Source organism: Micromonospora sp. DT46 (assembly GCF_049841735.1).
Lineage (GTDB): Bacteria > Actinomycetota > Actinomycetes > Mycobacteriales > Micromonosporaceae > Micromonospora > Micromonospora reichwaldensis.
Map to the genome: position 1 here is coordinate 530,877 of NZ_JBNCKW010000002.1, position 16,126 is coordinate 547,002.

Annotated in this window: 20 protein-coding genes; 10 read left to right on the forward strand and 10 right to left on the reverse strand. The window is 73.2% G+C overall.

From position 1 onward, the window contains the following. Positions 1–27: 27 nt before the first annotated feature. From ACLQ20_RS06765 to ACLQ20_RS06790, 6 genes are all read left to right on the forward strand, one after another. Positions 28–1,038, forward strand: coding sequence for a carbohydrate ABC transporter permease (locus tag ACLQ20_RS06765; protein WP_151452995.1), 1,011 nt, complete (start codon positions 28–30; stop codon positions 1,036–1,038). After that, positions 1,035–1,868: a carbohydrate ABC transporter permease gene (locus ACLQ20_RS06770; RefSeq protein WP_132230775.1), complete on the forward strand. Its 834-nt coding sequence runs from the start codon at positions 1,035–1,037 to the stop codon at positions 1,866–1,868. The genes ACLQ20_RS06765 and ACLQ20_RS06770 overlap by 4 nt, the downstream gene beginning before the upstream one ends. Beyond that, positions 1,865–3,235 carry a GH1 family beta-glucosidase gene (locus ACLQ20_RS06775; protein ID WP_327029675.1) on the forward strand — a complete coding sequence of 457 codons (1,371 nt, stop codon included), beginning with the start codon at positions 1,865–1,867 and terminating at the stop codon, positions 3,233–3,235. The genes ACLQ20_RS06770 and ACLQ20_RS06775 overlap by 4 nt, the downstream gene beginning before the upstream one ends. Positions 3,236–3,252: 17 nt before the next feature. Continuing rightward, positions 3,253–4,257, forward strand: coding sequence for a LacI family DNA-binding transcriptional regulator (locus ACLQ20_RS06780; RefSeq protein WP_311411803.1), 1,005 nt, complete (start codon positions 3,253–3,255; stop codon positions 4,255–4,257). Positions 4,258–4,357: 100 nt separating this feature from the next. Then, positions 4,358–4,759 carry a RidA family protein gene (locus ACLQ20_RS06785; protein WP_425854834.1) on the forward strand — a complete coding sequence of 134 codons (402 nt, stop codon included), beginning with the start codon at positions 4,358–4,360 and terminating at the stop codon, positions 4,757–4,759. Between the two features lies 1 nt (position 4,760). Further along, positions 4,761–5,657: a GNAT family N-acetyltransferase gene (locus ACLQ20_RS06790; protein ID WP_425854575.1), complete on the forward strand. Its 897-nt coding sequence runs from the start codon at positions 4,761–4,763 to the stop codon at positions 5,655–5,657. A 69-nt stretch (positions 5,658–5,726) separates the two neighbouring features. On the opposite strand, the gene ACLQ20_RS06795 is transcribed toward ACLQ20_RS06790, so the two are convergent. From ACLQ20_RS06795 to ACLQ20_RS06810, 4 genes are all read right to left on the reverse strand, one after another. Beyond that, positions 5,727–6,242, reverse strand: a complete 516-nt coding sequence (locus tag ACLQ20_RS06795) for an O-acetyl-ADP-ribose deacetylase (protein WP_425854576.1) — start codon at positions 6,240–6,242, stop codon at positions 5,727–5,729. Position 6,243: 1 nt separating this feature from the next. Beyond that, the gene (locus ACLQ20_RS06800; RefSeq protein WP_151452990.1) at positions 6,244–7,035 is read right to left on the reverse strand and encodes an EI24 domain-containing protein; all 792 of its coding nucleotides are present in this window, start codon (positions 7,033–7,035) and stop codon (positions 6,244–6,246) included. Between the two features lie 78 nt (positions 7,036–7,113). Continuing rightward, the gene (locus ACLQ20_RS06805) at positions 7,114–7,917 is read right to left on the reverse strand and encodes a MerR family transcriptional regulator (RefSeq protein ID WP_425854578.1); all 804 of its coding nucleotides are present in this window, start codon (positions 7,915–7,917) and stop codon (positions 7,114–7,116) included. Beyond that, positions 7,910–8,446 (reverse strand): hypothetical protein, encoded by a 537-nt coding sequence (locus ACLQ20_RS06810; RefSeq protein ID WP_327029679.1) that lies wholly within the window; start codon positions 8,444–8,446, stop codon positions 7,910–7,912. The genes ACLQ20_RS06805 and ACLQ20_RS06810 overlap by 8 nt, the downstream gene beginning before the upstream one ends. Before the next feature lie 149 nt (positions 8,447–8,595). On the opposite strand from ACLQ20_RS06810, the gene ACLQ20_RS06815 reads away from it, so the two are divergent. Further along, positions 8,596–9,582 (forward strand): helix-turn-helix transcriptional regulator, encoded by a 987-nt coding sequence (locus tag ACLQ20_RS06815; RefSeq protein WP_425854580.1) that lies wholly within the window; start codon positions 8,596–8,598, stop codon positions 9,580–9,582. Here ACLQ20_RS06815 and ACLQ20_RS06820 read toward each other — a convergent pair. Then, positions 9,573–10,487, reverse strand: coding sequence for an SDR family oxidoreductase (locus tag ACLQ20_RS06820; RefSeq protein WP_425854582.1), 915 nt, complete (start codon positions 10,485–10,487; stop codon positions 9,573–9,575). The two genes, ACLQ20_RS06815 and ACLQ20_RS06820, sit on opposite strands and share 10 nt — an antisense overlap. A 76-nt stretch (positions 10,488–10,563) precedes the next feature. Here ACLQ20_RS06820 and ACLQ20_RS06825 point away from each other — a divergent pair, with 76 nt between their 5' ends. From ACLQ20_RS06825 to ACLQ20_RS06835, 3 genes are all read left to right on the forward strand, one after another. Next, entirely contained in the window at positions 10,564–11,259 is a 696-nt protein-coding gene (locus ACLQ20_RS06825) for a nucleotidyltransferase domain-containing protein (protein ID WP_327031104.1), read from the forward strand. 66 nt (positions 11,260–11,325) lie between these two features. Continuing rightward, the gene (locus tag ACLQ20_RS06830; RefSeq protein WP_370518902.1) at positions 11,326–11,496 is read left to right on the forward strand and encodes a CGNR zinc finger domain-containing protein; all 171 of its coding nucleotides are present in this window, start codon (positions 11,326–11,328) and stop codon (positions 11,494–11,496) included. Positions 11,497–11,653: 157 nt separating this feature from the next. Further along, complete coding sequence (locus tag ACLQ20_RS06835) at positions 11,654–12,556, forward strand: GNAT family N-acetyltransferase (RefSeq protein WP_327029680.1); 903 nt, start codon at positions 11,654–11,656, stop codon at positions 12,554–12,556. A 46-nt stretch (positions 12,557–12,602) separates the two neighbouring features. Here the strand turns inward: ACLQ20_RS06835 and ACLQ20_RS06840 are convergent, their stop codons facing one another. From ACLQ20_RS06840 to ACLQ20_RS06860, 5 genes are all read right to left on the reverse strand, one after another. Beyond that, positions 12,603–13,340 (reverse strand): alanyl-tRNA editing protein, encoded by a 738-nt coding sequence (locus ACLQ20_RS06840; protein WP_132230765.1) that lies wholly within the window; start codon positions 13,338–13,340, stop codon positions 12,603–12,605. 11 nt (positions 13,341–13,351) lie between these two features. Beyond that, on the reverse strand, positions 13,352–14,239 hold the full coding sequence (locus tag ACLQ20_RS06845) for an alpha/beta fold hydrolase (RefSeq protein ID WP_425854584.1): 888 nt from the start codon (positions 14,237–14,239) through the stop codon (positions 13,352–13,354). Continuing rightward, on the reverse strand, positions 14,236–14,550 hold the full coding sequence (locus ACLQ20_RS06850) for a DUF2516 family protein (protein ID WP_357579292.1): 315 nt from the start codon (positions 14,548–14,550) through the stop codon (positions 14,236–14,238). Before ACLQ20_RS06850 ends, ACLQ20_RS06845 begins: the two co-directional genes overlap by 4 nt. 70 nt (positions 14,551–14,620) lie before the next feature. Next, positions 14,621–15,445 (reverse strand): hypothetical protein, encoded by an 825-nt coding sequence (locus tag ACLQ20_RS06855; protein ID WP_425854585.1) that lies wholly within the window; start codon positions 15,443–15,445, stop codon positions 14,621–14,623. Further along, positions 15,445–16,065, reverse strand: coding sequence for a helix-turn-helix domain-containing protein (locus tag ACLQ20_RS06860; protein ID WP_151452980.1), 621 nt, complete (start codon positions 16,063–16,065; stop codon positions 15,445–15,447). The genes ACLQ20_RS06855 and ACLQ20_RS06860 overlap by 1 nt, the downstream gene beginning before the upstream one ends. Between the last annotated feature and the right edge of the window lie 61 nt (positions 16,066–16,126).

Here is a 16,126-nt window from a genome sequence, read left to right on the forward strand (position 1 = left end):
CGCACCCGGGAAAGGAGTGGTCCGGGCATGACCGTCCAGCTCGACCCGCGCCCGCCGGTCGCACCGGCGCCCCGCACCGGTCGACGCACACCGGCGATGCGGTTCAGCCGCCTCGACACGAAGTACTCGCCCTACCTGTTCATCGCCCCGTTCTTCGTGCTCTTCGGGGTGTTCGGGGCGTACCCGCTGATCTACACGTTCTGGGTCTCCCTGCACGACTGGGACCTGCTCGGCAGCAACCACCCGTTCGTCGGGCTGGAGAACTACAGCCGGCTGCTGGAGGACCCCGACTTCTGGCACGCCGTCGTCAACACCCTCGGCATCTTCGTCATCTCCACCGTCCCGCAGCTGCTGGCCGCGCTCTGGCTGGCCAACCTGCTCAACCGGCAGCTGCGGGCCCGGACGACGTTCCGGATGGCGGTGCTGATCCCGAACATCACGTCGACGGCGGCGGTCGCGATCGTCTTCGGGGTGCTCTTCGGCCGCGAGTTCGGCATGGTCAACTGGCTGCTCGACCTGGTCGGGATCGACGCGATCGAGTGGAAGTCGAACCGGTTCGCGTCCTGGGTGGCCATCTCCACCATGGTCGACTGGCGGTGGACCGGCTACAACGCGCTGATCTTCCTGGCCGCGATGCAGGCCATCCCGCGCGACCTCTACGAGTCGGCCGCCATCGACGGGGCCGGCCGGGCCCGCCAGTTCTGGTCGATCACCGTGCCGCTGCTCAAGCCGACGATCATCTTCACCGTCATCATCTCCACCATCGGCGGGCTCCAGCTCTTCACCGAGCCCCGGCTGTTCCACTCCGGAACCAACCCGATCCGGGGCGGAACGCTACGGGAGTCGCAGACCGTGACCATGTACATGTTCGAGAACGCCTTCGCGCCCCACTACAACTTCGGCTACGGCTCGGCGGTGGCGTGGCTGCTCTTCGCCCTGATCGCGGTCGTCGCGGCGATCAACGTGCTGCTCCTGCGCCGGCTCGGCGGCGCGAAGCCCCCGAAGGATCACGCGAAGTCGAAGGAGGGAGCGCGATGACCCGCCTCTGGGCCGCCAGCCGGCTCACCTACGCCGCGCTGATCGCCGCCGGGGTCCTGTCGATCTTCCCGATCTACTGGATGTTCGTGGTGGCGAGCCGCTCCAACGACGCGATGGGCCAGCTGCCACCACCGGTCACCCCCGGCGGCAACTTCGGCGCGAACGTGTCCCGGCTGCTGAACAACACCGACGCGTACTTCGTCGCCGGCCTGGTCAACTCGGCGATCGTGGCGGTCACGGTCACCGTCTCGGTGGTCTTCTTCTCCACGCTGGCCGGGTTCGCCTTCGCCAAGCTGCGGTTCCGGGGACGCAACGCGCTGCTCATGGTGATCATCGCGACGATGATGGTGCCCACCCAGCTCGGCGTCATCCCGCTCTACCTGCTGATGACGAAGCTGAACTGGAACGACCGGCTGCCGGCGGTGATCGTACCGGCCCTGGTCACCGGCTTCGGGGTGTTCATGATGCGGCAGTACGCCGGCCAGGCGGTCAGCAACGAGCTGATCGAGGCGGCCCGGGTGGACGGCTGCAACACCGCACGGATCTACTGGAACGTCGTGCTGCCGGCACTGCGCCCGGCCGCCGCCGTGCTGGGGCTGCTCACGTTCATGACCACCTGGAACGACTTCCTGTGGCCGTACGCTGTCCTCAACGACCCGGAGAACCCCACCGTGCAGCTCGCCCTGCGCACGCTGTCCGACGGGTACTACACGGACATGTCCCAGGTGTTCACGGGAACGGCCATCGCCACCCTCCCGCTGTTGCTGGTCTTCGTCCTGTTCGGCCGCCAGATCATCGGCGGCATCATGGAAGGTGCGGTCAAGGCGTGAGCACTCTGCGATTCCCCGACAACTTCGTCTGGGGGGCGGCCACCGCCGCGTACCAGATCGAGGGGGCGGCCACCGACGACGGTCGCGGCCCGTCGATCTGGGACACCTTCAGCCGTACGCCGGGAAAGGTCCACCACGGCCACACCGGCGACGTCGCCTGCGACCACTACCACCGCTACGTCGACGACGTGGCGCTGATGGCGGAGCTGGGGCTGAAGGCGTACCGCTTCTCGGTGGCCTGGCCCCGGATCCAGCCGGACGGCACCGGCCCGGTCAACCCGCGCGGCCTGGACTTCTACGACCGGCTGACCGACACGCTGCTGGCCCGGGGCATCGACCCGATCGTCACCCTCTACCACTGGGACCTGCCGCAGGCCCTCCAGGACCGGGGCGGCTGGACCAACCGCGAGACCGCCGAGCACTTCGCCACGTACGCCACAGCGGTGCACACCCGGCTCGGCGACCGGATCCGCACCTGGACGACCCTCAACGAGCCGTGGTGCTCGGCCTACCTCGGCTACGGCAACGGGGTGCACGCCCCCGGCGAGCAGGACGCGGGCGCGGCCTTCACCGCCGTACACCATCTGCTGCTCGGGCACGGCCTGGCGGCCCGCGCGCTGCGCGCGGCCGGCGCGCAGACCGTCGGGATCACGGTCAACCCGGCCGACGTACGCGCGGCCGACCCGGACAGCGCCGCGGACGCGGCGGCGGTCCGCCTGGTCGACGGCCTGCACAACCGGATCTTCCTCGACCCCCTGCTGCGCGCGGCCTACCCCGACGACGTGCTGGAGCACGTGGCCCGCATCGTCGAGCCGACGTTCATCCGCGACGGCGACGAGAAGCTGATCGCCGCCCCGATCGACCTGCTCGGCGTCAACTACTACGCCCCCACCTACGTCGCCGGCCGGCCGGACGGCGCGGGCGGCAGCGCCTACCCGGGCACCGACGGCGCGGTGGAGTTCCTCCCGCCGACCGGGCCGCTGACCGACATGGGGTGGATGATCGAACCGGCCGGGCTGACCCGGCTGCTGGAACGCATCGCCACGGACTACCCCGGCGTGCCGCTGATGGTCACCGAGAACGGCGCGGCGTTCCCCGACAAGGCCGACGCCGACGGTGCCGGGCAGGTGATGGACGCGGACCGCATCGCCTACCTCGACGGGCACCTGCGCGCCGTGCACGAGGCGATCTCCCGGGGCGTGGACCTCCGGGGCTATCTCGTATGGTCGTTACTCGACAACTTCGAGTGGGCCGAGGGCTACCGTCGACGGTTCGGCATCATCCACGTCGACTACCTGACGCAGCGACGCACACCGAAGTCCAGCGCCCGGTGGTACCAGGAGGTGATCTCCCGGAACGGGCTGTGACGAGGGTGGTAACGGGGATGACGACGGCGCAGCGGCCGACGCTGGAAGCAGTGGCCCGGCGGGCGGGCGTCTCGCGGGCAACCGTGTCCCGGGTGGTGAACGGCTCCACGACGGTCGCCGAGCCCATCCGGGACGCGGTCCGCCGGGCGGTGGCCGAGCTGGGTTACGTGCCGAACCTGGCCGCCCGCAGCCTGGTCACCCAGCGGACCGACTCGATCGCCCTGGTGCTGCCGGAAGCCGCCACCCGGGTCTTCTCCGACGACCAGGTCTTCCCCGGGATCATCCGGGGCGCGGCGCAGGAGCTGGAGGCGGCCGACAAGCAGCTCGTGCTGATGCTGGCCGGCTCGCCCGCCGGCCACGACCGGGTCGAGCGCTACACGACCGGGCGACACGTCGACGGGGTGCTCTTCGCCTCGCTGCACGGCGAGGACCCGCTGCCCGGCCGGCTCGCCCGGCTGGGCATCCCGGTCGTGTGCAGCGGCCGGCCGCTCGACGGGGCGGACGTGCCCTACGTCGACGTCGACCACGTCGGCGGGGTGGCCACGGCGGTGCGGCACCTGCTCGACAGCGGACGCCGCCGCATCGCCACCATCGCCGGCCCGCAGGACATGGTGGCCGGCATCGAGCGCCTCGCCGGCTACCGGAACACGGTCGCCGAGGCCGGCCTGCCGGAACTGGTGGCGACCGGCGACTTCACCCGCGAGTCCGGGGCGACGGCCATGCGGCAGCTCCTCGCCGAGCACCCCGACCTGGACGCCGTCTTCGCCGCCTCCGACCTGATGGCGCACGCCGCCCTGCGGGCGCTGCGCGAGGCGGGGCGGCGGGTGCCGGACGACGTGGCGGTGATCGGCTTCGACGACATCGAGACGGCGGCGTACACCGAGCCGCCGCTGACCACCGTCCGGCAGCCCATCGTGCAGCTGGGCCGGCAGATGACCCGGCTGCTGCTGCGGCTGGCCGCCGGCGAGGCCATCGAATCCGTGGTGCTCCCCACCGAGCTGATCGTCCGCGAGTCGGCCTGAGGTGCAGGGAAGGGTCCCTTCCTGACGCCCCCGCCCGACGAGCGCCGGAGTTAATCCGTGGAGGCGCTGTGCGGGCGCCGGTAGCGTCGCGCGCGTGACCGTGAAGCTGATCCGCGTACCCGCCCTCTCCGACGTCGCCGAGTACGCGTACGCGGCCACGGTCGAGCCGCCCGCCCGGCTCGTGCACACCGCTGGCGCCTGCCCGCTCGACGCCGAGGGCCGGACCGTCGCGCCCGGCGACCCCGTCGGCCAGGCCCGGCAGGTGATGGCCAACCTGGAGACCGCCCTCGCGGCGGCCGGGGCCCGACTCACCGACGTCGTCAAGACCACCGTGTACGTGGCGTCGTCCCGCCAGGAGGACCTGGTGGCCGTGTGGGAGGTGGTCCGGGACGCGTTCGGCGACCACGAGCCGCCCAGCACCCTGCTCGGGGTGGCCGTGCTCGGCTACTCCGACCAGCTCGTCGAGGTCGAGGCCGTCGCCGCCGTACGCGAGGAGGGCTGACATGCGGATCCGCACCGCCCGCCCCGACGACGCGCCCGCCGTGGTGGCGATGCGTGCGATCGTGCACCCCTACCTGGTGCGCGGCGTCGAGTCGACCCGGCAGATGATCGCCCAGCCCCCGCCCGGCGAGCAGTGGACCGCGTACGTCGCCGAGGTCGACGACGCCGTGGTCGGCTGGGTGTCGGCGTACCGCAACGACCGGACCTCGGAGCCCGACGTCGGCGAGATCTCCACCCTGCACGTCCACCCGGAGCACCGGGGCCGGGGCGCCGGCACCGCGCTGCTGACCGCCGCGCTGGGGCACCTGCGCGACATCGGGGCGCGCCGGATCCGCACCTGGGCACTGCCGGAGTCGCTGCCGTTCGCCCGCCGGCACGGCTTCACGCCGAGCCGGGAGCTGCGCTACTCGGCCCTCGACCTGCGGCCGGCCCCGCCGATGCCGGAGTCGCCGCCGGGCGTACGGCTGCTTGCGCTGACCGACGTCGAGCCGCGTCGGGTCTACCTGACCGAGGTGGCGGCGGCGGCCGACGAGCCGGAGGACGTGCCCGCCGACGCGATCAGCTACGAGAGCTGGCGCTCCGAGATCTGGGACAGCCCGGGCCTGGACCGCGCGGCCAGCACGGTGGCGGAAATCGGCGGCGAGGTGGCGTCCTTCAGCCTCGTCCAGCGCGACGGCGACCGGATGTGGTCGGACTACACCGGCACGCTGCCGACGCACCGGGGGCGTGGGCTGGCCCGCCTGGTCAAGGCGGCGGCGCTGCACCGCGCCGCCGCCGGCGGCGTACGCGTCGCCTACACCTCGAACGACGAGGCGAACGCGCCGATGCTGGCGGTCAACGTCGGGCTCGGCTACCGCCCGGTCGGGTCGAGCTGGTCCTGCCTGCGCGAGCTTTCCTGACGGTCCGATTCAGCCGACGGCCCGCACCGAGGTCCAGGGCCAGCCGGCGGCCCGCCCCGAGGGCTGGGGTCAGCCGGCGGCCCGCACCCGCTGGGCGACCGCCAGGGTCTCGGCGCCGAAGAGCACCAGCCGGGCCTCGGTGACGTGCGCCGGGGTGGCCGAGCCGAGCACCGACAGGGCCTGCCGTACGGCGTCCTCGACCGGCCAGCCGTAGACGCCGGCCGAGATCAGCGGGAACGCCACGGTGCCCGCGCCCAGCTCGTCGGCGATCCGCAGGCTGTTCGCGTAGCAGTCGCGCAGCAGCGCCGAGCGGTCCTCGTCGGCCGACCAGACCGGCCCGACCGTGTGCACCACCCAGCGGGCCGGCAGGTCGCCCGCGGTGGTGGCCACCGCCTGGCCGGTCGGCAGGCCCCGGCCGTACCGGGAGGCGCGCAGCGCCCGGCACTCGTCGAGGATGGCCGGCCCGCCCCGCCGGTGGATGGCGCCGTCCACTCCCCCGCCGCCGAGCAGCGACGAGTTGGCGGCGTTGACGATCACGTCCACCCGCTGCGTCGTGATGTCGCCCCCGACCAGGGTGATCTCCACGTCAGCCCTCCGTGACGGACTGGCCGAGCGAGCGGCGGGCCAGCAGGGTCGCCCCGGCGACGGCGGCCGGCATGACGAGCACCGCGCCGAGCGGGATCAGGAAGCAGACGAAGACCGCCACGCCGAAGCCGAGAGTGGTCGGCCGGTCCGCCTTGAGGTGCGCCCGCCGCTCCGGCAGCCGCATCCCGCGCCGGTAGAAGGGGGCCCCGACCAGCTCCACGGCGAGCAGCCAGCCGCCGACCGCCGCCCCGATCACCGGCACCACGGTCTGGCCGACCACCGGGATGAAGCCGGCGGCGAAGAGCGGGATGCCGAAGAGGATCGACAGGCCCACCAGCCGCACCGAGTCGGCGATGCTGCGCCGCAGCGACGGCCAGAACGGCACGTCGACCGCGCCGGGCGTGCCGCCGAGGCGCTCCTCGACGCGTTCGGAGATCTTCTCGTAGAACGGGTCGCCGATGACCAGGGTGACGGCGGTGAAGGTGACAACCGCGAGCAGGCCGCCGAGGCCGAGGAAGGCCAGCCCGGCGATCACCCGGACGAGGCTGCGCCCGGTGGTCGACCAGTCGTCGGCGAACGGCGTGACCAGCGCGGCCAGGTCCTCGACGAAGTACGCCAGGGTGGCGAACGCGGCCACGAAGATCGCGCCCGAGATCAACGCCGGGATGACGCCGAGCAGCATCAGCCCGGGGCTGCGGACGTAGAGGCCGAGGCCGCGCAGGAGCAGGCCCACGCCGGTGAAGAACCGGCCGGCGGCGCCGGTCACGGGCGCGGCGATGCGGGGTGCGTTCACGACCGCAGAGCCTAGTTGTACCCGGTCATGAGGGTCATCGCAGCCAGCCGACTGACGGCGGGCCTCCGGACCCGCGCTCTACTGCCAGGTGGCGGTGTCGGGGTCGATGTCGTGGGCGCGTGCGCTGGCGTCGATGCTCTGCCGGAACCACGTGGTGAGGCCGGCACGGATGCCGTCGTAGTGGGCGGCGAATGCCGGATCGGCCTCGTACCTGCGGCCGAGACAGACCTGCATCTGCCTGGTGAGGGGAAAGTACGAGGAAAAGACCTCGCGGTGCCGCTCGACGAGTCGATTCGCCTCCGGGCTGCCAGGGGTGACCCCGGCGTCCATCGCGTCGCCGAGGGCACGGTCGAGGTCGGCAACGGTGTCGGCGACGGCCTGCCATTCCTCCGGGCTGCGAGAGGCTGCGCGTTCGGCGTACTGCTGCCACTGCGTCGTGTCTCCGTAGCGGTGACGGGCCTGGGCGTGCCGGTCCGGGTCCCACTGGGGGCCGAAGATCGTGGCCTGCTGCTCGACGGTCAGCAGCAGGCCGCGCTCGTGGGCGTCGATCATGCGATCCAGTCCGGCGCTGAGCTGCTGGAGACGGTCGATCCGCTGGGCGACCTGGATGCGCTGCGCGCGCAGTGCGCCGGGCACGTCCGCGGTCGAGTCGTCCAGGATGGCCCGGATGCTGTCCAGACCGAGGCCGATCTCCCGGTAGACGACGATGCGGTGCAGGCGTTCCAGGTCGCCGGCGGTGTAGAGCCGGTAGCCGGCAGTCGTGCGCAGCGACGGTCGCGCCAGACCGATGTCATCCCAGTGGTGCAGCGCGCGGACCGTCACGCCCAGACGCGTCGAGACCTGGCCGACGGTCAGGCCATCGGCGTCGGTGGCATCAGGCATGCTCCGCATTGTCGCCGCGACCGCCGCCCGGTGGGGTGATCCCCATGGCTTCAAGGTTCCGCGCCTCCTGGCTGGCCGGATCGAAGGGCTTCGCCGCCGTGAAGACGATCCGTGCGTTCTCGGGGGTGATCACCTCCACGTCGCGGGTGTTCCAGGGGGTGTCCCGTGGGCCGTCGACCGAGTCCGGGTTCAACGCACGACATGCCTCGACAAGGGGATCGATCTGGCTGAGCACGCCCGAGAAGCTGAAGCTCATCGCCGGTGGCTGCGCCGGGACGCTCTCCGCCGAGCGGAGGAGCACGTCCTGGAACGCCCACCGGCGCAGGTGCACGAGCGTGCCGGGGATGCTGAACAGCTCGAAGAACCCGAGCCCACGAGTCCAGAAATCCACCGACGCCGCCAGGTCGCTCGTGGGGATCGTCACGAACGCGGGCATCCCGTAGATGCCCCGGAACGGCTCCGGCGCAACCGCGTCCGGGCCCGGATCGGGCACGGGACTCATCTCGAAAGCGTCGTAGTAGTCACTCATGTACCCCACCCTGGGGCCTTACGCAGCGTGAGGGTCAAGCCGCATCGGTGCCGGTCCTACCGCTGGCTGCGGCCAACGTCGTGGCCGCCGTACACCCGGTAGGCGGACCGCCGGCTGGGGACGTCGAGCGGGCACGGCAGGATGGATACGTGCGGGCGGCCCGGTTGATCTCGTTGGTCCTGCTGCTCCAGGCGCGGGAGACGATGACCGCGGCGGAGCTGGCGCGGGAGCTGGAGGTCTCCGAGCGGACCGTCTACCGGGACGTGCTGGCGCTCTCCGCCGCCGGGGTGCCGGTCTACGCCGACCGGGGCCGGGCCGGCGGCTACCGGCTGCTCGGCGGCTACCGGACCCGGCTGACCGGGCTGACCCGCGACGAGGCGGAGGCGCTCTTCCTGGCCGGGCTGCCCGGACCGGCGGGCGACATGGGGCTCGCCGACGCGGTGGCCTCGGCCGAGCTGAAGGTGCTCGCCGCGCTTCCACCGAGCCTGCGCGACGCGCCGGTGCGCACCGGGCAGCGCTTCCACCTGGACGTGCCGGGCTGGTTCCGGGAGGCAGGGCCGCCACCGTGGCTGACCGAGCTGGCCGGTGCGGTGTGGCGGGACCGGATCGTCGAGCTGCGCTACCGGCGCGGCGACCGCGAGGTCGAACGGGAGGCGCACCCGTACGGGCTGGTCCTCAAGAGCGGGGTCTGGTATCTCGTCGGCCGGGTCGGCGGCGCGTACCGCACGTACCGGGTGGACCGGGTCACCCACGTCGGGGTCCAGACCGCGACCTTCGACCGGGACGCCGGCTTCGACCTGGCCGGATACTGGCGGGAGCAGGCCGAGGAGTTCCTGCGCGGCATGCTCCGGGCCGAGGTCACGATGCGGCTGAGCCCCGTCGGCCTGCGCCGGCTCCGCTTCGTCGCCGACGCCCCCTTCGCGTACGACGAGGCGCTCGCCGCGGCCGGCGAGCCCGACGGGCAGGGGTGGGTGGTGACCCGGCTGCCCGTCGAGTCCGTCGACGTCGCGTACCCCCAGTTGCTGTCCCTGGGGCCGGAGGTGGAGGTGCTCGGCCCGCCGGACCTGCGGGAGCTGATGGTCGACGCCGCCAGGCGGTCCGCCGCGGTCTACCGGGTGGCGCCCGGTCAGCGGTAGCCGGTCACGTCGGCCGGTCTGTCCGTCTCCACCACCTCGGTGATGTAGCGGAACCCGTCCGGCCGGCTGCCGTCGACGTCGGTGAACCCGTACACCTGGGACAGCTCGCCGGCTGAGACGGACGCCTGGTTCCAGCGGGCCCGGTCCTCGTCGGCGGCGAGCGCGGCGACCGCGCGCCCGACGAAGGCCGGGGTCTCCGAGATGAGGAAGTGCGGATCCTTGGCGGCGCCGTCCCGCCAGTTCTCCTCGGTGACCCCGAAGTGCTCCAGCATCGCCTCGGACCGGATCCAGCCCGGTGTCAGCGCCACGGCGGTGCCGCCGTGCGGCTTCAGCTCGTGCCCCCAGACGTACGCGAGCCGGTTGACCGACGTCTTCGCCAGGTCGTAGAAGACCGACAGCCGGTAGTGGTCGTCGTTGTACGCCTTCGTGCCGTCGCCGACCTCCACCACCAGGCCGCCGGGGCGGCGGATCAGCAGCGGCAGGGCGAAGTGGGCGGTCACGACGTGCGTGTCGATCGCCAGGCGCAGGCTGCGGAAGCCGGCCTCCAGCGGCTGCTCCCAGACCGGCTTCTCCCAGGTGGTCAGGGGGTCGCCGCCCCAGATGTCGTTGACCAGCACGTCGAGGCGGCCCTGCTCGGCGTCGATCCTGGCGACGAGGTCGCGGACCTGCTCGGGGACGAGGTGGTCGACCCGGACCGCGATGCCGGTGCCGCCGGCGGCGGTGACCATCTCGGCGGTCTCCTCGATGGTCTCCGGGCGGTCCATCTCGGAGCGGCCGGCCCGGCTGCTGCGGCCGGTGGCGTAGACCGTGGCACCGGCGGCGCCGAGCTGCACCGCGATCTGCCGGCCGGCGCCCCGTGTCGCCCCGGCGACGAGCGCGATCTTTCCTGTCAGCGGTTTCGTCATGCGGCGAGCCTGTCAGCGATACCTGACAGCCGAAGTCCGGTTTCGCGAAGCCGTGTCGTCCGGCATGCTCGCCGGCATGCACCTGCTGCTCTCCGGGATCGTCGGCTCGGTCGCGTACGGGCTGGCCGGGCCGGGCTCCGACGTCGACCGGATCGGCGTCTTCGCCGCGCCCACCGTCGCCTTCCACGGGCTGCGCCCGCCCCGCGAGTCGGTGGTGACCACCGATCCCGACATCACCCTGCACGAGGCGGCGAAGTGGTGCCGCCTGGCGCTGAGCGGCAACCCGACCGCCACCGAGCTGGCCTGGTTGCCGGAAGACTGCTACGAGACCCGTACGGAGTTCGGCGACCGGCTGGTCGCCATCCGCTCGGCGTTCCTCAGCGCGCCCCGCGTCCGCGACGCCTACCTGGGCTACGCCGGCCAGCAGTTCCGCAAGCTGGAGTCCCGGGGCGACGGCACGTTCTCGGCCGACACCCGGCGGCGCACCGCCAAACACGCCCGGCACCTGGCGCGGCTGGTGCACCAGGGCCGGCTGCTCTACGCCACCGGCGTGCTGGAGATCCGGCTCGCCGACCCACAGTGGTTCCGCAGCTTCGGCGAGCGGGTGGCCGGCGGCGCGTTGGCCGAGGCACGGGCCCTGATCGCCGAGGCGGAACGCGACTTCGACCGGATCCGCACCCCGCTGCCGGACCGCCCGGACGAGGCGGCCGTGGAACGCTGGCTGCTCGACGTGCGCGCCGCCCACCTGCCGCCGGGTCCCGCCACGCCCTGACCCCCCGGGCCGATCCTGGCGGGGCGGCGCGGCGGACAGCCGCTGGCCAGCATCGCCCGGGACGCGGTGGACCTGTTCACCGGCCCGTACCGCGACCGCATCCGCGAGTGCGCCACGCACGACTGCTACCTCGTCTTCGTGGACACCTCGCGCCCCGGCCGGCGACGCTGGTGCGCGATGGAGCGCTGCGGCAACCGGCACAAGGTCCGCTCGCTGCGCGCCCGCCGCGCCGAGTAAACCCGTTGCCCGGCGGCCGCGGTCCGCTGTTAGGGTTCCGGCACGCCCTCGTCGAGGAAAGGGAGGTGAGCGCCGTGTCCACGACATCGCTGTGCTCCCGCCCGGCCACGAGGGCACCACGGTTCTGAGCCGGGGGCACGAAACCCGGAAGGACCTCATGACCGACCTGGTCATCCGCCCGCTCACCGCGGGCGAGGAAGCACTGTTCGACTCCCTGCCCCACACCAGGCTGGTGGGGCGCGCCGCCTTCGGCGACAACTACTCCGACATGGCCGCCGACGGCCAGTACCGTCCCGAGTGGAGCTGGGTCGCCCTGCGCGCCGGCACCGTGGTGGCCCGCGCCGCCTGGTGGGGTGGGCCGGACGACGAGTCTCCGCTGGCCCTCGACTGGCTCGACTTCACCGACCACGAGGCCGCGGTCCGGCTGCTGCGCGCCGCGCCGCTGCGGGCCGAGTACTCCCTCTCGTTGCCATCCGGCTGGCGGGACGACCCGGCCGTCCGGGCGGAGGCGCAGGCCCGGATCGACGCGGCGACCGCCGCCGGCATGTCCCCGCTGGTCGCGCGGTACCGGTACCGGTGGACGCGAGAGCACGGGCTGCCCGCCCGGCCCGGCCGGTTGGAGTTCCGCCCGGAACCCGACGACGCCGTGATCCTCGACGTGCTGCGCCGCATCGGCGAGGGGAGTCTCGACGCCCACACCCGCCGCGCCGCCGCCGAGCACGGGCCGGAGGCGGCGGCGCGGGAGGAGCTCGACCTGTTGCGCTGGCTGCCGAGCCCGCGCGACTGGTGGCGGCTGGCCTGGACGCCGGCCGGTGAACTGGTCGGCGTCACCGTGCCGGCCCGCAACCACAGCGATCCGGTCGTCGGCTTCGTCGGCGTGGTGCCCGAGCAGCGCGGGCACGGCTACGCGTACGACCTGCTGGTCGAGGCCACCCACCTGCTCGTCGAGGCGGGAGTGACCGAGATCGTGGCGGCCACCGACCAGACGAACCACCCGATGGCCGCCGCCTTCGCCCGGGCGGGCTACCCGATCGAGCGGGAACGCATCGATCTCGTGTGACGGCCCGGCTCCCGGCGCCGACGACCGGCGCCGGGAGCCACCCGGTTCAGTCGGCCAGCCGTACGCGGACCCGGCGGTTGGCGCGTCCCTTGCTCTCCACCTTGACCACCTGCACCTTGCCGATCTGCGCGGTGGAGGCGACGTGCGTGCCGCCGTCGGCCTGGACGTCCAGCCCGACGATGTCGACGATCCGCACCTCCTGCTCCTCCGGCGGGATCAGGTTCGACTGGGTACGGATGATGTCGGGCAGGGCGAGCGCCTCGTCGCGGGGCAGCACCCGCACGGCCACCGCCCGGTCGGCGGCGACCTCGGCGTTGACCAGCTCCTCGATGCGGCTCTTGAAGTCGGACGGCACCTCGGGCAGGTTGAAGTCCATCCGGGCCTCGCCCGGCTCCATGTTGCCGCCCGTGACGAGCGCGCCGAAGTCGCGGAACACCACCCCGCAGAGCACGTGCAGCCCGGAGTGGGTCCGCATCAGCCGGGTGCGCCGGTCGTCCTCGACCGCGCCGGTGACCGCCGTGCCGGCCGGCGGCAACGGGTCGCCCTCGACCGGGATCAGCCAGAGGTCGTCGCCCTTGCGGGTGCCGGCGATGCGGGTCTGCACCCCCTGCCAGAGCAGTACGCCGTGGTCCGGCGGCTGCCCGCCGCCGCCCGGATAGAACGCCGACCGGTCCAGCACGATGCCCTGCTCGGGATCGGCGTGCAGCACCGTGCACTCCCACTCCCGCAGTGTCGGATCGGCGAGGTCCAGCCGGTGCGTACGACCGTGGTGTGTGACGCCCATGTCAGGGCACGTTACTCGTTGAGGAAGGCGGATATCCGGCTTCGCAGGTCGGCGCGTTCCGTCCAGAGGACGCCGGGCCGGTCGTACACGTGCAGGGTGGCCCGGGGCAGCGCGGCGGCGAGCTGCTCGGCGACCTCGACCGGGTGCAGGTCGTCGCCGGCACAGCCGATCACCAGGGCCGGCGCGGTGACGGCGGCCAGCGAACCGGCGTCGCGCAGGGGTGCCTGCTCGGGCAGGCTCGCCAGCCCCGGGGCGAGCCCGTCGCGCAGGAGCTGGTCGAGGCGCTGGCGCAGGTAGGCCCAGCCGGCCGGGGTGTTGCGTACGGCGGGCGGCAGCTCGGCCTGGACCACGTCGGCCACGGCGGCGGCGTCGCCGCTCTCCACGGCCTCGAACAGCGCGGTCAGCCGGGCCCGGGCGACCTCGCCGCGCGGCCGGTCGAGCGCCGCGGGCAGGAAGACGACGAGTCGCTCGAAGCGTTCGGGGCTCTCGGCGAGCAGCCGGCAGAGCGCGCCCGCGCCGAGGCTGGCGCCGAAGGCCCGGGTGGCGCCGCCGAGGTCGGCGACCGCGCGCAGGTCGCGGGCGAGGTCCAGGTAGCTCCACGGGCCGGGCGGCGCGTCGGAGCGGCCGTGCCCGCGGAACTGGAAGAACAGCTTGCGGCCCGTCACCCCGCTGCCGAACGGCCGGGTGGTGGCGATGCCGTTGCCCAGCCCGTGGGCGAACACCGTGACCGGGTCACCCGCGCCGGTGAGGAGCTGCTCCAGGTGTACGCCGTGCGGCGTGGCGACCAGCTCGGTGTCCGGCTCCGGCAGGGCCGGTCGGCCGGTACGCGGGGCGCCCGGGCCCGGCCCCCAGGTGCGGGGCCCGCCGTCCGGCGGGGGCGGCCAGCGGAAACCCCTCACCAGAAGCCTTTGCCGTCGCTCAGGTCGCGCAGCCCCACCCGGACGTCGAGCAGGTAGATCAGGCCGGCGGCGATGCCGACGAGCCCGAAGAGACTGATCGGGCCGAAGCCGAGCAGGGTCAGCACCAGGCAGACGGCGAGGATGGCGATCCAGCCGCCCTTGGGCAGGGTGCCGATGGCGGAGAAGGCGTCGGAACGCTGGGTGATGGCGTGCACCAGGGCGATGCCCTGCACGATCAACGCGAAGACGAGCAGGATCAGCTCGATCACGTAGCGAACATCGAAGGCGAAGAGCGGCGCGGCGTAGGCCATGTCGGCAAGCTTATGCCGGTGACCCCGGATACGTCCGACAGGACGCATCCGGGGTCACCGGCGGAACGATCTACTCGGCGGCCGGGCGGGTCCGCTTGGTGGCCCGGGGCAGCTTCGCCGACGGGGTGGCGGCCGGCTCGGCGGCGGCCTTGGCGGCCTTGGTGGCCCGGGTCGTCGCCTTCTTCGCGGCGGCCGGCTTGGCCTCCAGCACCTCGGCCACGTCGGCCGGGGTCGGCACCTCGTCGGTAACGGCCGTGGTCGGCACGTCGGTGGTCACGGCCTGGGTCGGCACCTCGGCGGTGACGGACCGCACGGGGGTCGGCTTCGCGACGGCCTCGGCCGGCTCGGTCTCGGCCCCGGTCGCCTCGATGTCGGCGTTCACGGTCTCGGCGGCCTCCAGCACGCCGGCCCCGACGACCCGCTCACCCCGGGCGACCAGCGCGACGTACGCGGCCTGCGCCCGCTCCTGCGCGGCCTGGGCGCCGGCGACCACCACGGCGGCGTTGCGGGTGGCCAGCGCACGGAGCCGGTCGAGGTCGGCGACCTCGCGCAGCTTGTTCAGGTCGGCGGCCTCACGCAGCTTGTTCAGGTCGGCGACCTCGCGCAGCTTGTTCAGGTCGGCGGCCTCACGCAGGCGCTTCAGGTCCAGCTCGGCCGGGACGGCCTTCTCGCGCAGTCCCTCGGCGGTCAGGTTCGCCGTACGCAGCGTGTCGTTGGCCTTCTGGCGCAGCTCGACGCCGGTGACGACGGCCTTGCCACCCAGGTCGGCGACGACCTTGGTGCCGAGGTCGGTCACCACGGCGGGGAGCTTGCGCAGCTGCTGGAGGGCGAGCTCGCCCGCGCCCGCGGCGGCGTAGATCGGGGCCGGGATGCGGCTGGTCTTCGGCTGGGTCATTACTTCTCCTCTTCGGCCGCGTCAGCGGCCTTCCGGGCCGCGTCGCGGGCGGCCTTCTTCTCGGGGGTGTCGATCGGTGCGGGGGCGGGGCCGGCCTCGGTGACGGCGACCGACTCCAGCACGGCCTCGGTCGGGGTGCCCTCCGGTGTGGTGGGGCCCGTGGCGGCGAGGTTGGCCAGGTCGGGCGCGGCCCCGACGGGATCCGGCGTGCCCGTGCCGGCGGCCTCGGCCCCGGCGGTGGGCGTCGCGCCGGTGGCCGCCGCGGTCGCCTCGGCGAGCCGCGCGTTCTCCCGGCGGAACGTCTCGTAGATCTGGGTGAGCGACTGCTTCTGCGCCATGGTCAGGTCGGGGTCGACGGAGATGGCCGCGAGCACGCCCTGGCCCTCCTTGTCGTCGAGCAGCCCCGCCCGCAGGTACATCGCGGGGGTGGAGACACGCAGCGCGCTGGCGAGCTGCTGGAGCACCTCCGCGCTCGGCTTGCGCAGACCGCGCTCGATCTGACTGAGGTACGGGTTGCTGACCCCCGCCTGCTCGGCGAGCTGCCGCAGCGAGATCTTCGCGTTGCGGCGCAGGTCGCGAATGAACCCGCCGACGTCGGGAAGGTCCTTACCAGTGGCCATGGCCCGACGCTAACGCGCCCTGCTAGCTCCTGCAAGCAGAATGCTAACCAGAGTTAGCGAC